This is a genomic window from Rothia sp. HMSC066G02 (assembly GCF_001813145.1).
In the GTDB taxonomy this organism is placed as follows: Bacteria; Actinomycetota; Actinomycetes; order Actinomycetales; family Micrococcaceae; genus Rothia.
This window is the reverse complement of sequence record NZ_KV811595.1, coordinates 1-16,133: the sequence shown is the minus strand read 5'-3', so window position 1 is coordinate 16,133 and position 16,133 is coordinate 1. Positions and strand designations below refer to the sequence as shown.

The following is a 16,133-nucleotide window of genomic DNA, read 5'->3' as shown; positions in this document are numbered from 1 at the left end:
CTTTCGTCTTAATCTTCGAACTTAAATTCTACACCCTCATACCTTTCACCGGTGGGATTATGCGGCCGGTGAAGGCATGAGGGTGCAGTACTTATATGAGGCGGACTAGGAGGCGCAATTCGTCAGGCGCGGTTTACCAGCCACGGGTTCCCCACTCTTCCAGGTGGGGGCGCTCGTCGCCGAGGGTGGTGGAGCGGCCATGGCCGGGCAGTACGATGGCGTCGTCTTCAAAGCCGCCGAAGAGCTTTTCGAGCACGTTGGAGAAGAGCTCGCCGAACTGCTGCGGGGAGTCGGTCTTGCCCACGCCGCCGGGGAAGAGAGCGTCGCCGGTGAACAGCAGGGTTGCGGGAGTGCCGTCTTCCCAGGTGGTTTCGAGGGTGTAGACGATGGATCCGGGGGTGTGGCCGGGCACGTGCAGGGCGCGGATGACGGTGTCAGAGAGGTAGAAGTCGAAGCTTTCGCCGCCGGTCAGCTCCTCTTCGACGGTGTAGTCTTCCAGTTCCTTAATCTCAGCAGCGTCAGCTGCACCCGCGGAGGTCACGGCACCGGTGAGGTGATCGAGCTCCTTAATAGCGCGGATGTGGTCCCAGTGGCCGTGGGTAACCAGAATGCCGGTCAGACCGATCGCACGGGGCCTGATGGAGTTGAAGTCCTCTTCCTTCTCCATGACGCGCACGCGGCGTTCTTCACCATCTGCCAGTTCGAGCTGCGGGCAGTCGTTCAGGAGCGCATCGAGAGTGAATGCGTAGAGTTCTTCTGCGTCGTCTGCAGGGTCGATGAGCACCTGCTCTCCGGTGGCGCGCATGGTGATGAGGTAGACGCTATTGTCCATCTCGGAGACGCTGAACGCACGGACGGTCAGTTCGGGGTTCTCAAAGATGAGGGTGGGTTCGGGGTAAGTAGTCATAGTTCCAGTGTAGGGGGTTGTGACCGCACAGCATGCGCCTATGCGGTTCGCTCCCCTATCAGCGCATTCGGCGTTGAACGCGCGGGATACATGTACGGGTTGCATGTGTGCGGGATGCACAGGGAACAGATTCTGGAGCATGCTCGGTACGGATTGGGTTCAGCGCGGATTAGGTTCCGGCTGGATCCCGTCTGGCTGAGGTTCCACTGAAATTCAAAAGTTAAACAGAGAAGCGACTGCGCATCGATACACAGTCGCTTCTCATGACACCCAGGGGTATCTATCACTCACTCAAACACAAGCAACCCGAGGACTTTGGAAATCTCATGATTACTTGATGACTCAATAGTAGCGAACTTTTTGGGGGCTGTTTTACCACCCAATTTGGTACGGAGAGCCGGATTTAGTGACCCGCGCCTCATTGTAATCATTCTGTAATAAAAACGGGTGTTTTTTAGGGTATCCATACGTACCAATTTCATTTTTTTCGAGTTTTAGCGTGACTTATTTCACTCAAAATAATTTTAGAATTTCCCTCTTTTGGCACTTCAGTGCACCTTTAACTTAAGCTCCACACTCGGCAATCCCAAAGGTTCAATACCCAGTTTTAGCCCGGTATTCTGCGGAAGTAGAGGGTTAAGGTGAAAGTATCTTCAAGTACTTGCAACTTCATAAGCGGGAAAAAATGTACTGCTCACCGTTCAAAATCTGCACAATTATTCGCGCGGGGGCAAAATCAATTGGTCTGTTTTACCCCTGTAGGTACCCCCTAAAGTAGAGGTTTTATTACAAAACAATAACATCAGCCCCATCTTCAGGTTCACCGAGTGCACCCATTAAAACCCCTTTCAAAAAGAAAAATACCTAGTCAATGCTGTATTTTCACAAAATGCAAGACAGCGTGTCACTAAAAAATCAACCTCTATAGATTGTTTAATAAAACCTGACCTTCAAGCACAAATAGAGCCCAATTATTAACCAGCAAGTACCAATTCCACCCTCAAAACAGGCGCACTAGAAGCCTCAATGAAAGGTTGAGAGACCCCTCCACTAGGGGTTTCAGGATCCTTCACTCCCCCGTTTTCAGGTACTCTACTTCCCCTTATAATCACTACAGAGAGCACCATAGGGCACAGCAAAGGCGGCGCCTCTCCCCCGCTGTGGGGAAGGAGCGCCGCCTCCACTAGCTATAAATCAGCTGGAACAGCCGCATTAGGGCAAGCCTTAGGACAGGCCGACCATCACGCCATTCTCGTCGAAGCCGATGCGCTCAGCTGCGGGGCTCTTGCTCAGGCCCGGCATGGTGCGCATGGTGCCGCAGATAGCGTAGACGTAGCCAGCACCTGCAGCCAGGCGAACCTCGCGCACGGGCAGGGTCCAGCCGGTCGGCGCGCCCTTCAGAGTTGCATCCGAAGAGATGGACAAGTGGGTCTTCGCGATAACCACGGGCAGGTGCGAGTAGCCCAGCTCAGCAAAACGCTTCAGCTGCTTAGCGGCAGCGGGAGCGATAGAGATGCCGTCCGCGCCGTAGACCTTGGTCGCAACCTTCTCGATCTTGGTCTCGATGGAGTCCTCAAGATCGTAGGTGTACTTCAGGTCCGAAACGTCGTCACATGCCTCAGCAACCACGTCTGCCAGGTCGGTGGTGCCCTTACCGCCCTCAGCCACACCGCGGTGGATAGCGACGCGAGCGCCAGCTTCCTCTGCGATACGGCGGATGGTTTCGTGCTCGGACTCGAAGTCGGTCGGGAAGGCGTTGATTGCCACGACCGGCTGAACACCGAAGTTGCGCACAATCTCGATGTGCTTCTTCAGGTTCTCTGCGCCCTTCTCCACGTCGGAGGGGCTTTCCTGCAGCATGCCCTCGGGCAGGGGCTTGCCCGGAACAATCTTGTACAGGCCGGAGTGGGACTTCAGGGAGCGCACGGTTACGACGAGCACTGCGGCGTCCGGCTTCAGACCGGAGACGCGGCACTTGACGTTGAAGAAACGCTCGGCACCCATGTCGGCGCCGAAGCCAGCCTCGGTAATGACGTAGTCGGAGTACTCCAGACCAACGTAGTCAGCCACAACCGAAGAGTTACCGGTTGCGATGTTGCCGAAGGGGCCCGCATGAATCAGGGCGGGGGTGTGCTCCAGGGTCTGCAGCAGGTTCGGGTTGATTGCGTCCGCCAGGATGACGGACATTGCGCCGTCAGCCTTCAGGTCGGCCGCGGTGACGGGCTCGCCGTCGTAGTTCAGGCCGATAACAATCTTTGCCAGGCGCTCACGCAGGTCCTTGAAGGAGGTTGCCAGCGAGAGAATCACCATGATTTCGGAGGCGCTGGTGATGTCGAAACCGGTCTGGCGGGTCACGCCGTCCATGCGTTCGCCCAGGCCCACGACGATGTTGCGCAGGGAGCGGTCGTTCATGTCGATAACGCGGCGCCACTCGATTGCGCGCGGGTCGATGCGCAGCTCGTTGCCGTGGTGCAGGTGGTTGTCAATCATGGCGGCAAGCAGGTTGTGTGCTGCGGTGACGGCGTGGAAGTCGCCGGTCAGGTGCAGGTTCAGCTTCTCCATGGGAACAATCTGAGAGTAGCCGCCGCCTGCTGCGCCGCCCTTGATGCCGAAGGTCGGGCCCATTGCGGGCTGACGCAGAGCCAGGATTGCCTTGCGGCCGGTCTGCGCGAAGCCCTGTGCGAGGGATACGGAGGTTGCGGTCTTACCTTCACCGAGCGGGGTGGGGGTGACTGCGGTAACCACGATGTACTTGGAGCCGCGCTTGCGGGCGGTCTCTGCGTTGGTGGTTTCGTCGAGGAGGACCTTAGCGACATACTTGCCGTAGGGTTCAAGGCGATCTTCGCTGATGCCGTTGTCTGCTGCGATCTTATTAATAGGCCAAAGATCGGCGGCAAGTGCGATTTCGAGGTCGGAAGGGAAAGGCTTCTTCGTCATTGTCATCCTTCGAGTTGTACGAATCATGCTCTTTTATTCTATGCCTTGGCTCACTCATTTGTCCCTCACCTCGCCGAAAGGTGGCAAATAAACCCAATTTTTAATGCACTAATCCCCGCAACCGGCACCCTACGCTCACGTGGAGCGGCAGGATCGGTGCGGGGATTAGTAGCGCATACACGCCGGGTTGCCGATACAAGAAGGCACAAGAACCGGCGATACGAGCGGCTATTACGGCATGGTCAGCAGCACCTTGGTGGCGGTGCGCTGGTCCATTGCCTCGTAGCCCTTAGCTGCCTCGTCGATGGGCAGGACCAGGTCGAAGACCTTACCGGGCTCAATTTCGCCCTTGTAAATCAGGTCGATGAGGGTCGGCAGGTACTTGCGCACGGGGGCGGGGCCGCCCTCCAGGTGAACCTGCTTGCCGAAGAGCGCATCGGTGCCGATGGAGCTGTCGTGCGGTACGCCCACGAAGCCGATGTAGCCGCCGTGGCGTACGCAGCCGAGTGCCTGGTCGAAGGACTGCTGGGTGCCAACAGCCTCCGCGACGCCGTGTGCGCCCACGCCGTCGGTGAGCTCCATGACCTTGGCGATGACCTCTTCGCCGCGCTCTTCCACGATGTGGGCTGCGCCGAATGCCTTAGCGAGCGCCTGACGTTCGGGGTTGCGGGACATGATGATGATCTTCTCCGCGCCGAGCTGCTTAGCGCCGATGACTGCGCTCAGGCCGACTGCGCCGTCGCCAACAACGACGATGGTCTTGCCGGGGCCTGCCTGCGCTGCGTCTGCTGCGTACCAGCCGGTGCCGAGCACGTCGGATGCCGCCATCAGGTGCGGAATCTGCTCTGCGGTGGGTGCAGCGGGGGTCTTGACGAGGGTGCCATCTGCGAAGGGTACGCGGGCGTATTCTGCCTGGGTGCCGTTGGAGCGCATGCCGATGTAAGTGTCGCCTGCCGCGATTGCCTTGAGGCAGCGGGAGGGGTAGCCTGCGGTGCAGGTTTCGCATTCGCCGCAGGAGATGCAGAAGGAGCCTACGACGAAGTCGCCGGGGGCTACGGTGGTGACCTCGGAGCCGACCTCGACGACCTCGCCGATGTATTCGTGGCCCATTGCGCGGTGGTCGACGGGCTTTGCGTCTGCGCCGCGGTAGGGCCACAGGTCGGAGCCGCAGATGCAGGATGCTGCGAGCTTGATGATGGCGTCGGTGGGTTCGAGCAGGGTCGGCTTCTCAACTTCGTTGACGACGACCTTGCCGGGGGCTTCCATAACAACTGAACGCATGATGTTCCTTTCAAATCTGCGTTGATGGTTAGTCGTATCAGAGTACGCCCCACACCCCGATATATCAATAATTTTTTATGCTACGGGGTGAAGGTAAAAATTCCGACAGTCGGAACCAGAAAGGAACCAGAAAAACTGCTCCCACTCCCCTGCTTCTCCGCGGCCTCTCCCCCGCTTCCGCACCCGGTTAAACGGCGCCCCCCCCCCCGCACCTTCCAGATGGGTATCCATCCAGAAAACACGGGGTCGCAACGTTAAGATGCCTCAACGTTTAGCAACCACAGCAGAGCTAAAGCTGAGTATGCCTCAGACTAGAATCCCCGTTCCATGTAGTTGTTGAAGAGGGTAGTCGTATCGTGCATGTTAAGCTATAAGTCTGCCTGCCAGGGGTAGGACATAAAAGTAATCTCGGCAATAAAATGAGGATTATCGGGTCTCGGTGGTGTAACCTGAGATGACTCAAGGTAAGCCTATGGTAGGTTACAGTTACTAAGAGACAACGGAACTCGAACACTGAAAGTTAGTTCGGAGAGTACAGCATAGTGTGTGGAGTGACGTTGAGATACCAAGAAAGGAGACCGGCTAGATGACCGACAAACTCTCGGAATCCGAAGCACTTGTCACTACTCTCGGTGAGCTCTGCGTTGATTATTTCGGTAAGGAAAACCTTCAAAAACTCTTTGTCGAATATACCCCTGCATTGGAGCAGGCTGTCATCTATGTTGCTTTGTGGGAACAATCTAACGAGGCCATGGAAAAGATTTTCCAAAAGTACATCGACGAGATTGTACCCCTCTATATTGGTGAGACTATGCTTGACTTGCGATTTTTCGTAGCTGACTCACCAGTATTTGCTGCTTCAAACCATAGCTCCAAGAGTAAAACCTACGCGATGGCATAAGGCTTACTTATATATGAACAGCCAGCCTAATTTGCAAGAACACCGTCATAAAGCAAATATCTTTCTGCGGAAAGCTAATAAGTACAAGGTTAGCGACCAAGTTGTTGCGCAGATTTGTGCTTTTTATGCTGCATACCATGCGATGCGGTTTGCAATACTAACTGATCCAATCTTAGACAAGAGCAACGAAGAGATTATGCGCCTTGTCCATATGCCTGGTCTTGTTCAAGATTCAAGATATGCTACCCACCACAGTGGACGGCATAATAGCGGTCGCGGTATTGGTCAAAATCAAGTTATCCAAGCTCTATATCCGTCAGAGGCGTTGGCATATAACCAATTACACCGCGCCTCAATCGATGCTAGATATGGTTCTCTTCCTGGAGAAGTTATTATCGATGCTGCTGATGCTTATGATAAGGCTGCGCGAATCGTGGACGTTGCTCTTTCCGAGGAAGGACTTAGGTGGAAGCCAAAGTCTATTAGATAACTAAATACGCTTAAATAAAGGGGGCCCGTTTCTATCATTATTAATAGTGACGGGGCCCCTTTATGCTATACCGTAGTCAGCCATTGAATTATCAACTCGTTATTCAAAGTCTGAATCCAAGATTTAGCATCACATATACTTATTGTCACGCTAAATAGGCTAATTTTCATGGTTTGTCCTCCCCGGAGAGGAGAACCAACAAGGGTGTCAGATAACATCTGAAATGTTCACCTGACACCCTTGTTATAAGAGATTATTAGAAGTCCCAGTCCTCGTCCTCAGTGTTCACGGCCTTACCAATGACGTAGGAAGAGCCGGAACCGGAGAAGAAGTCGTGGTTCTCATCAGCGTTCGGGGACAGCGCCGACAGAATCGCCGGGGACACGTTAGTCACGGACGCCGGGAACATCGGCTCGTAGCCCAGGTTCATCAGAGCCTTGTTAGCGTTGTAGTGCAGGAACTTCTTAACGTCCTCACTCCAACCCACACCGTCGTACAGGGAGTGGGTGTACGCCACCTCGTTCTCGTACAGTTCGTACAGCAGGTTGAAGGTGTACTCCTTCAGCTCTGCCTGACGCTCAGCGGACTCCTTCGCCAGGCCTTGCTGGAACTTGTAGCCAATGTAGTAGCCGTGCACTGCCTCGTCACGAATAATCAGACGAATCAGGTCAGCGGTGTTGGTCAGCTTCGCGTGCGAAGACCAGTACATAGGCAGGTAGAAGCCCGAGTAGAACAGGAAGGACTCCAGTAGGGTGGAGGCAACCTTCTTCTTCAGCGGGTCGTCACCGGTGTAGTAGGACAGAACGATCTTCGCCTTCTTCTGCAGGTGCTCATTCTCAGAAGCCCAGCGGAATGCCTCGTCAATCTCCTTGGTGGAGGCGAGGGTCGAGAAGATCGAGGAGTACGACTTTGCGTGCACGGACTCCATGAACGCAATGTTGGTGTACACTGCCTCTTCGTGCGCGGTCACAGCGTCCGGCAGCAGGGACACTGCACCGACGGTACCCTGGATGGTGTCCAGCAGGGTCAGACCGGTGAAGACGCGCATGGTCAGCTGCTTCTCTTCTTCGGTCAGGGTCTTCCAGGAGGGCACGTCGTTGCTCAGCGGCACCTTTTCCGGCAGCCAAAAGTTACCGGTCAGACGATCCCAAACCTCAAGGTCCTTCTCGTCCTCAATACGGTTCCAGTTGATAGCCTCAACCACGTGGTCGACGAGCTTCACCTTTTCGCTCATTAGTAATTCTCCGATTCTTAAGGGGCGGTTACGGTCCCACGCGCGCCCAGCCAGTCGCGCAGGCGGTTTGCGTGTTCACCGTAACCGCCCCTTCCAGTCTTTAGTTATAGTGTGCCAGCTCAGGCTGAATGCGTCACAGCATTCGGGCTAGAGCATGCAGGATACGCAGCCTTCAACCTCGGTGCCTTCAAGAGCCATCTGACGCAGACGGATGTAGTAGATGGTCTTGATGCCCTTACGCCATGCGTAAATCTGGGCGCGGTTGATATCGCGGGTGGTTGCGGTATCGCGGAAGAAGAGGGTCAGCGACAGGCCCTGGTCCACGTGCTGGGTTGCAACAGCGTAGGTGTCGATGATCTTCTCGTAACCAATTTCGTAGGAGTCCTGGTAGTACTCCAGGTTCTCGTTGGTCATGTACGGTGCCGGGTAGTAGACGCGGCCGAGCTTGCCTTCCTTGCGGATCTCAATCTTCGAAGCGATCGGGTGAATCGAAGAGGTCGAACCGTTGATGTAGGAGATGGAGCCGGTCGGCGGAACAGCCTGCAGGTTCTGGTTGTACATGCCGTACTGTGCCACGTCAGCAGCCAGCTGAATCCACTCTTCACGGGTGGGGATGTGGTGCTTAGCGAACAGTTCGCGGGTACGCTCGGTCTGCGGCGCCCATTCCTTCTCAATGTACTTTGCGAAGAACTCACCGGATGCGTACTTCGAGTTCTCGAAGCCCTCGAAACGCTGGCCGCGTTCCTTAGCAATCTGCATGGAGGCGCGGATTGCGTGGTAGGCAACGGTGTAGAAGTACATGTTGGTGAAGTCTAGTGCTTCTTCGGAACCGTAGTAGACGTGCTCGCGTGCCAGGTAGCCGTGCAGGTTCATCTGGCCCAGACCCACGGCGTGGCTCATGTTGTTGCCGCGCTCGATGGAGGGTACGGAGCGGATGTCGGACTGGTCGGAGACGGAGGTCAGCGAACGAATCGCGGTTTCCACGGTCTTGCCGAAGTCGTCGCCGTCCATGGTCAGTGCAATGTTCAGCGAACCGAGGTTGCAGGAGATGTCCTTACCGACGGTCTCGTAGCCGAGGTCAGCGTGGTAGGTGGACGGCTCAGAAACCTGCAGGATCTCGGAGCACAGGTTGGACATGATGACCTTACCGGCGATGGGGTTCGCGCGGTTGACGGTGTCTTCGAACATCACGTACGGGTAGCCGGACTCGAACTGGATCTCTGCGATGGTCTGGAAGAACTCACGCGCGTTGATCTTGGTCTTGGTGATGCGTGCATCGTCGACCATTTCGTAGTACTTCTCGGAGACGTTGATGTCGGAGAAGGGCACGCCGTAGATGCGTTCCACATCGTACGGGGAGAAGAGGTACATGTCCTCGTTCTTCTTCGCCAGCTCGAAGGTGATGTCGGGGATGACAACGCCCAGGGAGAGGGTCTTGATGCGGATCTTCTCGTCAGCGTTCTCACGCTTGGTGTCCAGGAAGGCGTAGATGTCGGGGTGGTGTGCGTGCAGGTACACGGCACCGGCACCCTGACGTGCGCCGAGCTGGTTTGCGTAGGAGAAGGCGTCTTCCAGCAGCTTCATGACGGGGATAACGCCCGAGGACTGGTTCTCAATCTTCTTAATGGGCGCACCGGACTCGCGCAGGTTGGTCAGGGCGAATGCCACGCCGCCGCCGCGCTTGGAGAGCTGCAGTGCAGAGTTGATGGAGCGGCCGATGGACTCCATGTTGTCTTCCATGCGCAGCAGGAAGCAGGAGACGAGCTCGCCGCGCTGCTTCTTACCTGCGTTGAGGAAGGTCGGGGTTGCCGGCTGGAAACGGCCGGAGATGATCTCGTCGACGATGTCTTCGGCGAGCTTCTCGTTGCCTTCTGCCAGCAGCAGTGCGACCATGCAGACGCGGTCTTCGAAACGCTCCAGGTAGCGCTGACCGTCGAAGGTCTTGAGCGCGTAGGAGGTGTAGAACTTGAAGGCACCCAGGAAGGTCGGGAAGCGGAACTTCACGGCGTAGGCGCGCTTGAACAGGTTCTTGATGAACTGGAAGTTGTACTTGTCGAAGAGTTCCGGCTCGTAGTACTGGTTCTCAATCAGGTACTCAATCTTCTCTTCCAGGTCGTGGAAGAAGACGGTGTTGTTGTTGACGTGCTGCAGGAAGTACTGTCGTGCCGCCTGGCGGTCTGCATCGAACTGAATCTGGCCGTTCTCATCGTAGAGGTTCAGCAGTGCGTTCAGCTCGTGGTAGCTCATACCCTTGAACTTCTCGGGCACGCTCTTGCCGTTGTGGCTCGCACCGAGAGTTTCTAGTGCTGAGGGCAGTTTTGCGTCCAAAATGCTTCCAATCCTTCGTTGACTTTTTCTACATCTGAATCGGTGCCCATGAGCTCAAATTTGAAGAGCACGGGCACATCGCACTTCTTGGCGACAATGTCTGCCGCGATACCGAAGAGCGGACCAAAGTTGGTGTTGCCGGAGCCAATCACACCGAGCATGTGGTGGCGATTCTGCTCCACGTTCAGGAATTTAACCACCTGCGGGGGAACGTTACCGGCGCCTTCAGGCTTGCCGTAGGTGGGGACGATGAGCACGAACGGCTCATCAAGAATGAGGGTGTCTTCGCCGGTGCGCAGCGGCAGGCGGAGGCGGCGGGCACGGATCTTCTCCACGAACTTGTGGGTGTTACCGGAGATAGAGGAGAAGTACACGATGAGTGGCGCCGTATCGTCCAGTCCGACCTCGGTCGCTCGACCCTCGGAGGCGTTGCGTGCATCCAGAAGGATCTTGCGGATTTCTGCGTGCTCGTCGACGGGGTTGGGCGTGAGGGCGGTACTCAATCTGTACTCCTTATTCTCGTGTGCCGGTGTGGTTCCGTGCCGATTTTCCGTTTGTACGGGTTTCGGCAGGGTTGTTACGCTGCCAGAGCGTTGATCTTGTCGGGCTGGAAGCCGGACCAGTGCTCGTCGCCTGCGATGACGACGGGTGCCTGCATGTAGCCGAGGGACTTGACCATTTCGAGGGCCTGAGCGTCTTCGGTGATATCAACCTTGGTGTAGCTGATACCCTTCGCGTCGAGGGCGCGGTAGGTCATGTTGCACTGGACGCACTGGGGCTTGGTGTACACGGTCACTACCATGGGAGTGCCTCTTACTTTCTCCCGCTCGGGCGGGGCTATCTCGTGAATGAATCTGGCGTGTTTCGTCGGTGTTTCACCACGTATTGTTTACGGCGGGCGCTGTGCCGTCCGCTGCCCCCTCCTAGTGGGGGTGTGGCGGTTTCCTGCGCTGGGGCAGGGCGCCTAAAAGTGCCGTAGTGGTGGAACCGAGTATTAATACTACATCTAGTGTCGAGATTTTTCTGCACCACAAGATGATGTGGTGCGAGGGTCGTGTTTCGTTCGATAAACCCACAGTTGAACCCACTTAAGAGGGGGTGCCTACAGCTTATCCACACCCTGCCGCGGGGCTAGTTCGCCGTATTTTCGCGGGGTGTGCCGGGTTATCCACAGGTGGGGTTTAAGTTGGTCAGGATTTTTAAGGGTTCATTCGCCCGCCAAGTTGAGGTTCAGTTAACCTCATGTATGCGTTTGGGGGCATAAAACCCGGCAGATTCGGGCTTGATTTTAAAGAGATCTTAACTCTCGCCCGTTCTTGCGCGGAACGGCGCGGTTTTAAAGCAGAACGGACTTTCTTAAAGGCGGAGGTTAACCCCCTTCGAGCGGCTTTAAGCTATGTGATTAAGGCTGTAGAAAAGATTTTTAACTCTTTTTGGTGAGCCGGTGTGTCGTGGGTTTAAGTTGGTTAATTCCGCTGAAACACCAAAACCCACCGCATATACCGGCATTTCGCGGTATCTGCGGTGGGTTTACTGGGTATCAGCGCTGGTTTTAGCAACCGGCGAGCAGTAACCGCTTAGAAATCAATCAGGCCCAGCTCGCGCAGCTTCTTGCTCAGCGTTACGCCGTCGGTGGCTTCAATCCACAGCGGCGAGCGCATCATCTGTTCGGCACGGTAGTCGCTCCACACTCGGCCGGAGGCGAGCATGGTCTCCCCCACGGTCAGGTTGCGGATGACGATTGCCGCCACGTTGTCCGGGTAGCGTACCGCGAAGCCGTTGTAGATGTACGGGTCGCGCTGCCCGTCGTCACCGACGAGAATCCACTTCATCTGCGGGAATTCCTCGGCGAGGCGGCGCAGGGACTCGACCTTGTGGTTGGTTCCGGAGCGGAACCAGCGGTCGGGGGTGGGGCCCCAGTCGGTGAGCAGGAACGTGCCGCGCGGGTAGCCGTTGCGGCTGAGGAAGCGGCGCAGGGTCGGGGTGATGTTCCAGGCGCCGGTGGATAGGTACATGAACGGCGCATCCGGGTGGCTGCGGCGGATACGGTCGGTCATGACCGCCATGCCGGGGGTGGGGATGCGTGCGTGCTCGTCGAGGATGAAGGAGTTCCAGGCGGCGACGAGGGGACGCGGCAGCATGGTGACCATGACGGTGTCGTCGACGTCCATGATGACGCCGAGCTTCTGGCTTTCGGGAACGATATAGACGCTGGTTGCTACGGCGCGAGAGCCGGGCACGTACATGATGACTTCGTGCATGCCGGGTTCCAGGTCGATGCTGAGTTTGACGTCGAGTACGCCACCGCGGTCGGTGTACGCCTCGTACTTGGTGCCGTCGATGACGATGGTGACGGGCGCGTCGGACATTGCGGTGGCGGTGAAGGAGCGCCAGCCGCGCATGGGGTTGGCGGTGTCTTGGGTGCCTTCTACGACCTGTAGCAGGCGTTCGAGGTTGACCGTCTTGTAGAGTGCGCGGGCGATGACGCGGACCCAGCCGGGGTTTCCTTCGGAGGCGGCGCGTCCGTAGCCTTCGGTGGGCACCAGGATAGGCTCGCGACCGGCGGCGATGGCACGCTTTTCGCGCCACCTGTGCAGCCGGTCTGCAACACGGTAGCCGATGTTGACAGCCTCGTCGGCAGCATCGTTCACAAGGTTGCGCAGTTCGTGAGTGCCCAAATTCTCCATCCCACTAGTGTAGCGGAGCGTTACCGGCTTGCGGCTTTAGGATTTTGTGTTCTTATACCTAGTTTTTATACCTATTAATACTGTGGTGCTGAGCGCGGGGTGTGATGTGCACATTATTTAGGGTGTATTCGCTGTTCAGATTCGTTCCTTGCAGGTGGGGGCGTTATCCTGGAGAGTATGACCCACTCACAGCCTAACCGCCGACTTTTTGTGCTCGGCACTGCTATGCTTCCGCTGATTGCTGCCTGCTCGAAGAAGTCGAATGACTACGACGGCACCAGCGGTAATTTCACTCCGTATCAGGCTGGCGGCGAGACCTCTGCTACTGCTACTCGCCCCGCACCCACGAATTCGCCGACGGTTGCCGCTGCTGGCAACCCGGTTGATAAGCCGCGCGAATGGCCCGGCATCGGCAACTCCCTCATTGGTGACGGCAAGTATGTTGCGTGGACTGTTGATGACGGCGCAAGCCCGGAGGCGATTCGCGGCTACGCTGAGTTCTCGAAGCGTACGAATACTCGCCTGACGTTCTTCATTAACGCTTCTTACACCGGTTTTAAGGAGCATGTGTCGTTGCTGCGCCCGCTGGTTCAGAGCGGCCAGATTCAGGTTGCGAACCACACCTACAGCCACGCTGACCTGACCACCCTGGATGCTGAGGGCGTGAAGGAAGAGCTGCAGCGTAACGAAGACGAGATTATGAGCATGTTCGGTGTCTCGTCGAAGCCGTACTTCCGCCCGCCCTACGGCCGCTACAACGATGCGGTGCTGAAGGCTGCCGGTGAGATTGGTTTTACCCGCCCGGTCATGTGGAACGGCACTACCGGCGACGAGGCGAAGACCAGCTCCCGTGTGATTTACATGCGTTGTATCCGCTACATGTTGCCGCAGCAGATTGTGCTGGGTCACCTGAACTACGAGACGATCATCCCGATTCTGGATAAGGTGAAGGGCCTGCTCGATGACCGCGGCCTGACTGCGGTGACGGTTCGTGACTACTACGGTGACGCATCCGAGGAAGAGATTAAGGCGGCGGCTCCTTCGCCGACCCCCACCCCGGAGGAGAACACCCCCTCCCCCGAGGCGACTACGGAGGCACCGGCCCCTACCCAGGAGCCGACTACTGAGGCTCCGACTCAGGCGCCGACTACCCGCTATGAGGATGAGGCAGCGGCAAGCCAGCAGGCTACAACCGCTCCGGCGGCAACCACTACGGCTCCGCCGGCTCGTGCTACCGCCGCACCTGCGGCTACGACTGCTCCCGCGGCTACTGCCACGACCGCACCGGCGGCTGCCCGCCGATAGGGTCGCGTATTTCGCGTATGCTAAGCCCCCTTGACCCGGTTCCCCTACGGACCGGTACGAGGGGGCTTTGCCGTACCCGGCGAGAATAAACACGCGGGAATAAACGCTGGGGAATAAGCGCGGCAACCGGGGTGTTAGGTGAGCGTACAGTTGCGGCAGTTGCCCCATCCGAGTGTGAGAGGAATAGATAACATGCGTATTGATATTTGGTCCGATATTGTGTGCCCCTTCTGCTACGTGGGCAAGCGTAACCTGGAGCAGGCGCTCGCCGAGTTTGAGCACCGTGACGAGGTTGAGGTGGTGTGGCATAGTTTTGAGCTGGACCCGTCGGCTACGGAGCATCCTGCCGGTTCGTTGCCTGAGATGATTGCCGGTAAGTATCAGATGTCGCTGGAGCAGGCGATTGCGAGCCAGGAGTCGTTGGCGGAGCGTGCCCGCGAGGTGGGTTTGGATTTCAATTGGCGTCAGGCACGCTACGGTAACACGTTTGATGCGCACCGTGTGATTCACTATGCGGCGGAGCAGGGTTTGGCGTCGGCGGCGGAGGAGGCGTTTAAGCTGGCGTACTTTACGCAGGGCCGTTCGGTGCAGGATCACGAGTCGATTCTGGATATTGCTTCTGAGATTGGCCTGGATACTGCCGAGGTTGAGGCGGTGTTGAAGAGTGACCGTTACGCGGCGGATGTGCGTGCTGATGAGCAGTTGGCGCGCCAGCTGGGCATTAATGGTGTGCCGTTCTTTTTGATTGAGTCGAAGTGGGCGGTCAGTGGTGCGCAGCCTGCGAAGATGCTGGTGCAGGCGCTGCGTCAGGTGTGGGAGGAGACTCACCGTGTTGAGTTTTTGAACCCGCTGGCAGGCGCGGCTGGTGACGCGGCAGGTAACAATGCTGCGGAGGCGGGTCCGTCCTGCGATATGAACGGCAACTGCTCCTAGCCTCAGCCCGGCTAGAGCTGTCCCGGAGGGGGTGCTACTCCCCTAGCACCCCTAATTAATTCAGAAACCTTAATAGAGCGAAGCCCCCTTGTGCCGGTTCTTGCGTGAACCGGCACGAGGGGGCTTCGTTATGCCTGCAGGTTGCATCTTCCCTTGTCAGAAATGTTTAGGGGGCTTAATATTACCTGCGAATGGGGCCGTTTTCATTTACACTTGAGTGTGTGTTCTACGGTGAACACGCTTATCCACTCACTTTATAAAGGAATATTGTGTTGAAAATTCACACCGCGACCGCTGGTGTTCTTGCGGGTACTCTGCTGCTGACCGGTTGCTCTTCGTCTGTTCGCACTCCGGAGTCGACGCCTTCTGCCTCGTCGTCGACGTCTGCCTCTGCTAGCCCTTCGGCTACTGCTAGTTCTTCTCCGACGCCGAGTGCGTCTGCGTCTCCTTCGGAGTCTCCTACCCCGACGGTAACCCCGTCTCCGGTTCCGACGACTGAGGCTCCCGTGCAGGCGCCGGCTACTGAGGCACCTTCCGCGGAGGCTCCGGCACCTCCAGTTTCTGAGGCACCCGCGCAACAGGCTGAGCCTGTTCAGCAGGCGCCGGTAGCTACGGAGGCGCCCGTCCAGCAGGCACCCGCGCAGGCTCCGGCGGCTGAGGCTCCCGCTCAGCAAGCTCCCGCGCAGCCGGTGCAGCAGGCTCCGGCGCAGTCGAGTGTTTATTACAAGAATTGTGATGCGGTACGTGCAGCTGGTGCGGCGCCGTTGCATCGTGGCGAGCCGGGTTACCGCCCCGGTCTTGATTCTGATGGTGACGGCGTGGCGTGCGAGCCGAAGAAGAAGCACTAAGTTTCAACCCCAGATATGGCGAAGCCCCCTCGCACTATTTTGAACTGCGCCCCGAAACTTGGACGCTATAAATAGTAACCCCTATACGGCCTCCTGCAGGGCCTGAACCCGGTACTCCACCGGGGTCAGGCCCCTAAGCTTCACCTGACGCCTTACTGTATTCCAATGCGTAATATAGGCGTCAAGGTCAACCTTGAAACTCTCAAAGGTCTGCCAGTCTTGGCCACGAAAAAACTCATCCTTCAGGTGACCGAAAACCTGCTCAGTAGCACCGTTATCGAT

General features: G+C 57.2%; 14 protein-coding genes. 5 read left to right on the top strand and 9 right to left on the bottom strand.

Going from position 1 to position 16,133, the window contains the following annotated elements; all coding sequences use genetic code 11:
* Positions 1-133: 133 nt before the first annotated feature.
* The 3 genes from HMPREF2894_RS05925 to HMPREF2894_RS05915 all read right to left on the bottom strand — a co-directional run bounded on the left by HMPREF2894_RS05925 (position 134) and on the right by HMPREF2894_RS05915 (position 5,125).
* Positions 134-907, bottom strand: coding sequence for an MBL fold metallo-hydrolase (locus HMPREF2894_RS05925; protein WP_049358352.1), 774 nt, complete (start codon positions 905-907; stop codon positions 134-136).
* A 1,224-nt stretch (positions 908-2,131) separates the two neighbouring features.
* Positions 2,132-3,844, bottom strand: coding sequence for a formate--tetrahydrofolate ligase (locus HMPREF2894_RS05920; protein ID WP_049345552.1), 1,713 nt, complete (start codon positions 3,842-3,844; stop codon positions 2,132-2,134).
* Between the two features lie 231 nt (positions 3,845-4,075).
* On the bottom strand, positions 4,076-5,125 hold the full coding sequence (locus HMPREF2894_RS05915) for a zinc-binding dehydrogenase (RefSeq protein ID WP_070678224.1): 1,050 nt from the start codon (positions 5,123-5,125) through the stop codon (positions 4,076-4,078).
* Between the two features lie 586 nt (positions 5,126-5,711).
* On the opposite strand from HMPREF2894_RS05915, the gene HMPREF2894_RS05910 reads away from it, so the two are divergent.
* Positions 5,712-6,026 (top strand): hypothetical protein, encoded by a 315-nt coding sequence (locus HMPREF2894_RS05910; protein WP_070604370.1) that lies wholly within the window; start codon positions 5,712-5,714, stop codon positions 6,024-6,026.
* 13 nt (positions 6,027-6,039) lie between these two features.
* The gene (locus HMPREF2894_RS09040) at positions 6,040-6,516 is read left to right on the top strand and encodes a hypothetical protein (RefSeq protein ID WP_141749083.1); all 477 of its coding nucleotides are present in this window, start codon (positions 6,040-6,042) and stop codon (positions 6,514-6,516) included.
* A gap of 256 nt (positions 6,517-6,772) precedes the next feature.
* Here the strand turns inward: HMPREF2894_RS09040 and nrdF are convergent, their stop codons facing one another.
* From nrdF to HMPREF2894_RS05880, 5 genes are all read right to left on the bottom strand, one after another.
* The gene (gene nrdF, locus HMPREF2894_RS05900) at positions 6,773-7,750 is read right to left on the bottom strand and encodes a class 1b ribonucleoside-diphosphate reductase subunit beta (RefSeq protein WP_049338464.1); all 978 of its coding nucleotides are present in this window, start codon (positions 7,748-7,750) and stop codon (positions 6,773-6,775) included.
* A gap of 147 nt (positions 7,751-7,897) precedes the next feature.
* Positions 7,898-10,078 carry a class 1b ribonucleoside-diphosphate reductase subunit alpha gene (nrdE, locus tag HMPREF2894_RS05895; protein ID WP_049342044.1) on the bottom strand — a complete coding sequence of 727 codons (2,181 nt, stop codon included), beginning with the start codon at positions 10,076-10,078 and terminating at the stop codon, positions 7,898-7,900.
* The gene (gene nrdI / locus HMPREF2894_RS05890) at positions 10,051-10,581 is read right to left on the bottom strand and encodes a class Ib ribonucleoside-diphosphate reductase assembly flavoprotein NrdI (protein WP_049338466.1); all 531 of its coding nucleotides are present in this window, start codon (positions 10,579-10,581) and stop codon (positions 10,051-10,053) included. The genes nrdE and nrdI overlap by 28 nt, the downstream gene beginning before the upstream one ends.
* A gap of 74 nt (positions 10,582-10,655) precedes the next feature.
* Positions 10,656-10,880 carry a glutaredoxin-like protein NrdH gene (nrdH, locus tag HMPREF2894_RS05885; protein WP_005505794.1) on the bottom strand — a complete coding sequence of 75 codons (225 nt, stop codon included), beginning with the start codon at positions 10,878-10,880 and terminating at the stop codon, positions 10,656-10,658.
* Positions 10,881-11,655: 775 nt separating this feature from the next.
* Positions 11,656-12,765 (bottom strand): App1 family protein, encoded by a 1,110-nt coding sequence (locus HMPREF2894_RS05880; RefSeq protein WP_070678221.1) that lies wholly within the window; start codon positions 12,763-12,765, stop codon positions 11,656-11,658.
* Positions 12,766-12,942: 177 nt separating this feature from the next.
* On the opposite strand from HMPREF2894_RS05880, the gene HMPREF2894_RS05875 reads away from it, so the two are divergent.
* From HMPREF2894_RS05875 to HMPREF2894_RS05865, 3 genes are all read left to right on the top strand, one after another.
* Positions 12,943-14,070, top strand: coding sequence for a polysaccharide deacetylase family protein (locus HMPREF2894_RS05875; RefSeq protein WP_070678218.1), 1,128 nt, complete (start codon positions 12,943-12,945; stop codon positions 14,068-14,070).
* Positions 14,071-14,262: 192 nt separating this feature from the next.
* Positions 14,263-15,003, top strand: a complete 741-nt coding sequence (locus HMPREF2894_RS05870) for a DsbA family oxidoreductase (RefSeq protein WP_049343015.1) — start codon at positions 14,263-14,265, stop codon at positions 15,001-15,003.
* Positions 15,004-15,272: 269 nt separating this feature from the next.
* A complete protein-coding gene (locus HMPREF2894_RS05865) occupies positions 15,273-15,851 on the top strand; it encodes an excalibur calcium-binding domain-containing protein (protein ID WP_083309912.1) in 579 nt (192 codons plus the stop codon).
* A gap of 81 nt (positions 15,852-15,932) precedes the next feature.
* Here the strand turns inward: HMPREF2894_RS05865 and HMPREF2894_RS05860 are convergent.
* On the bottom strand, positions 15,933-16,133 hold a 201-nt coding region (locus HMPREF2894_RS05860), incomplete at its 5' end, for an IS3 family transposase (protein WP_141754532.1).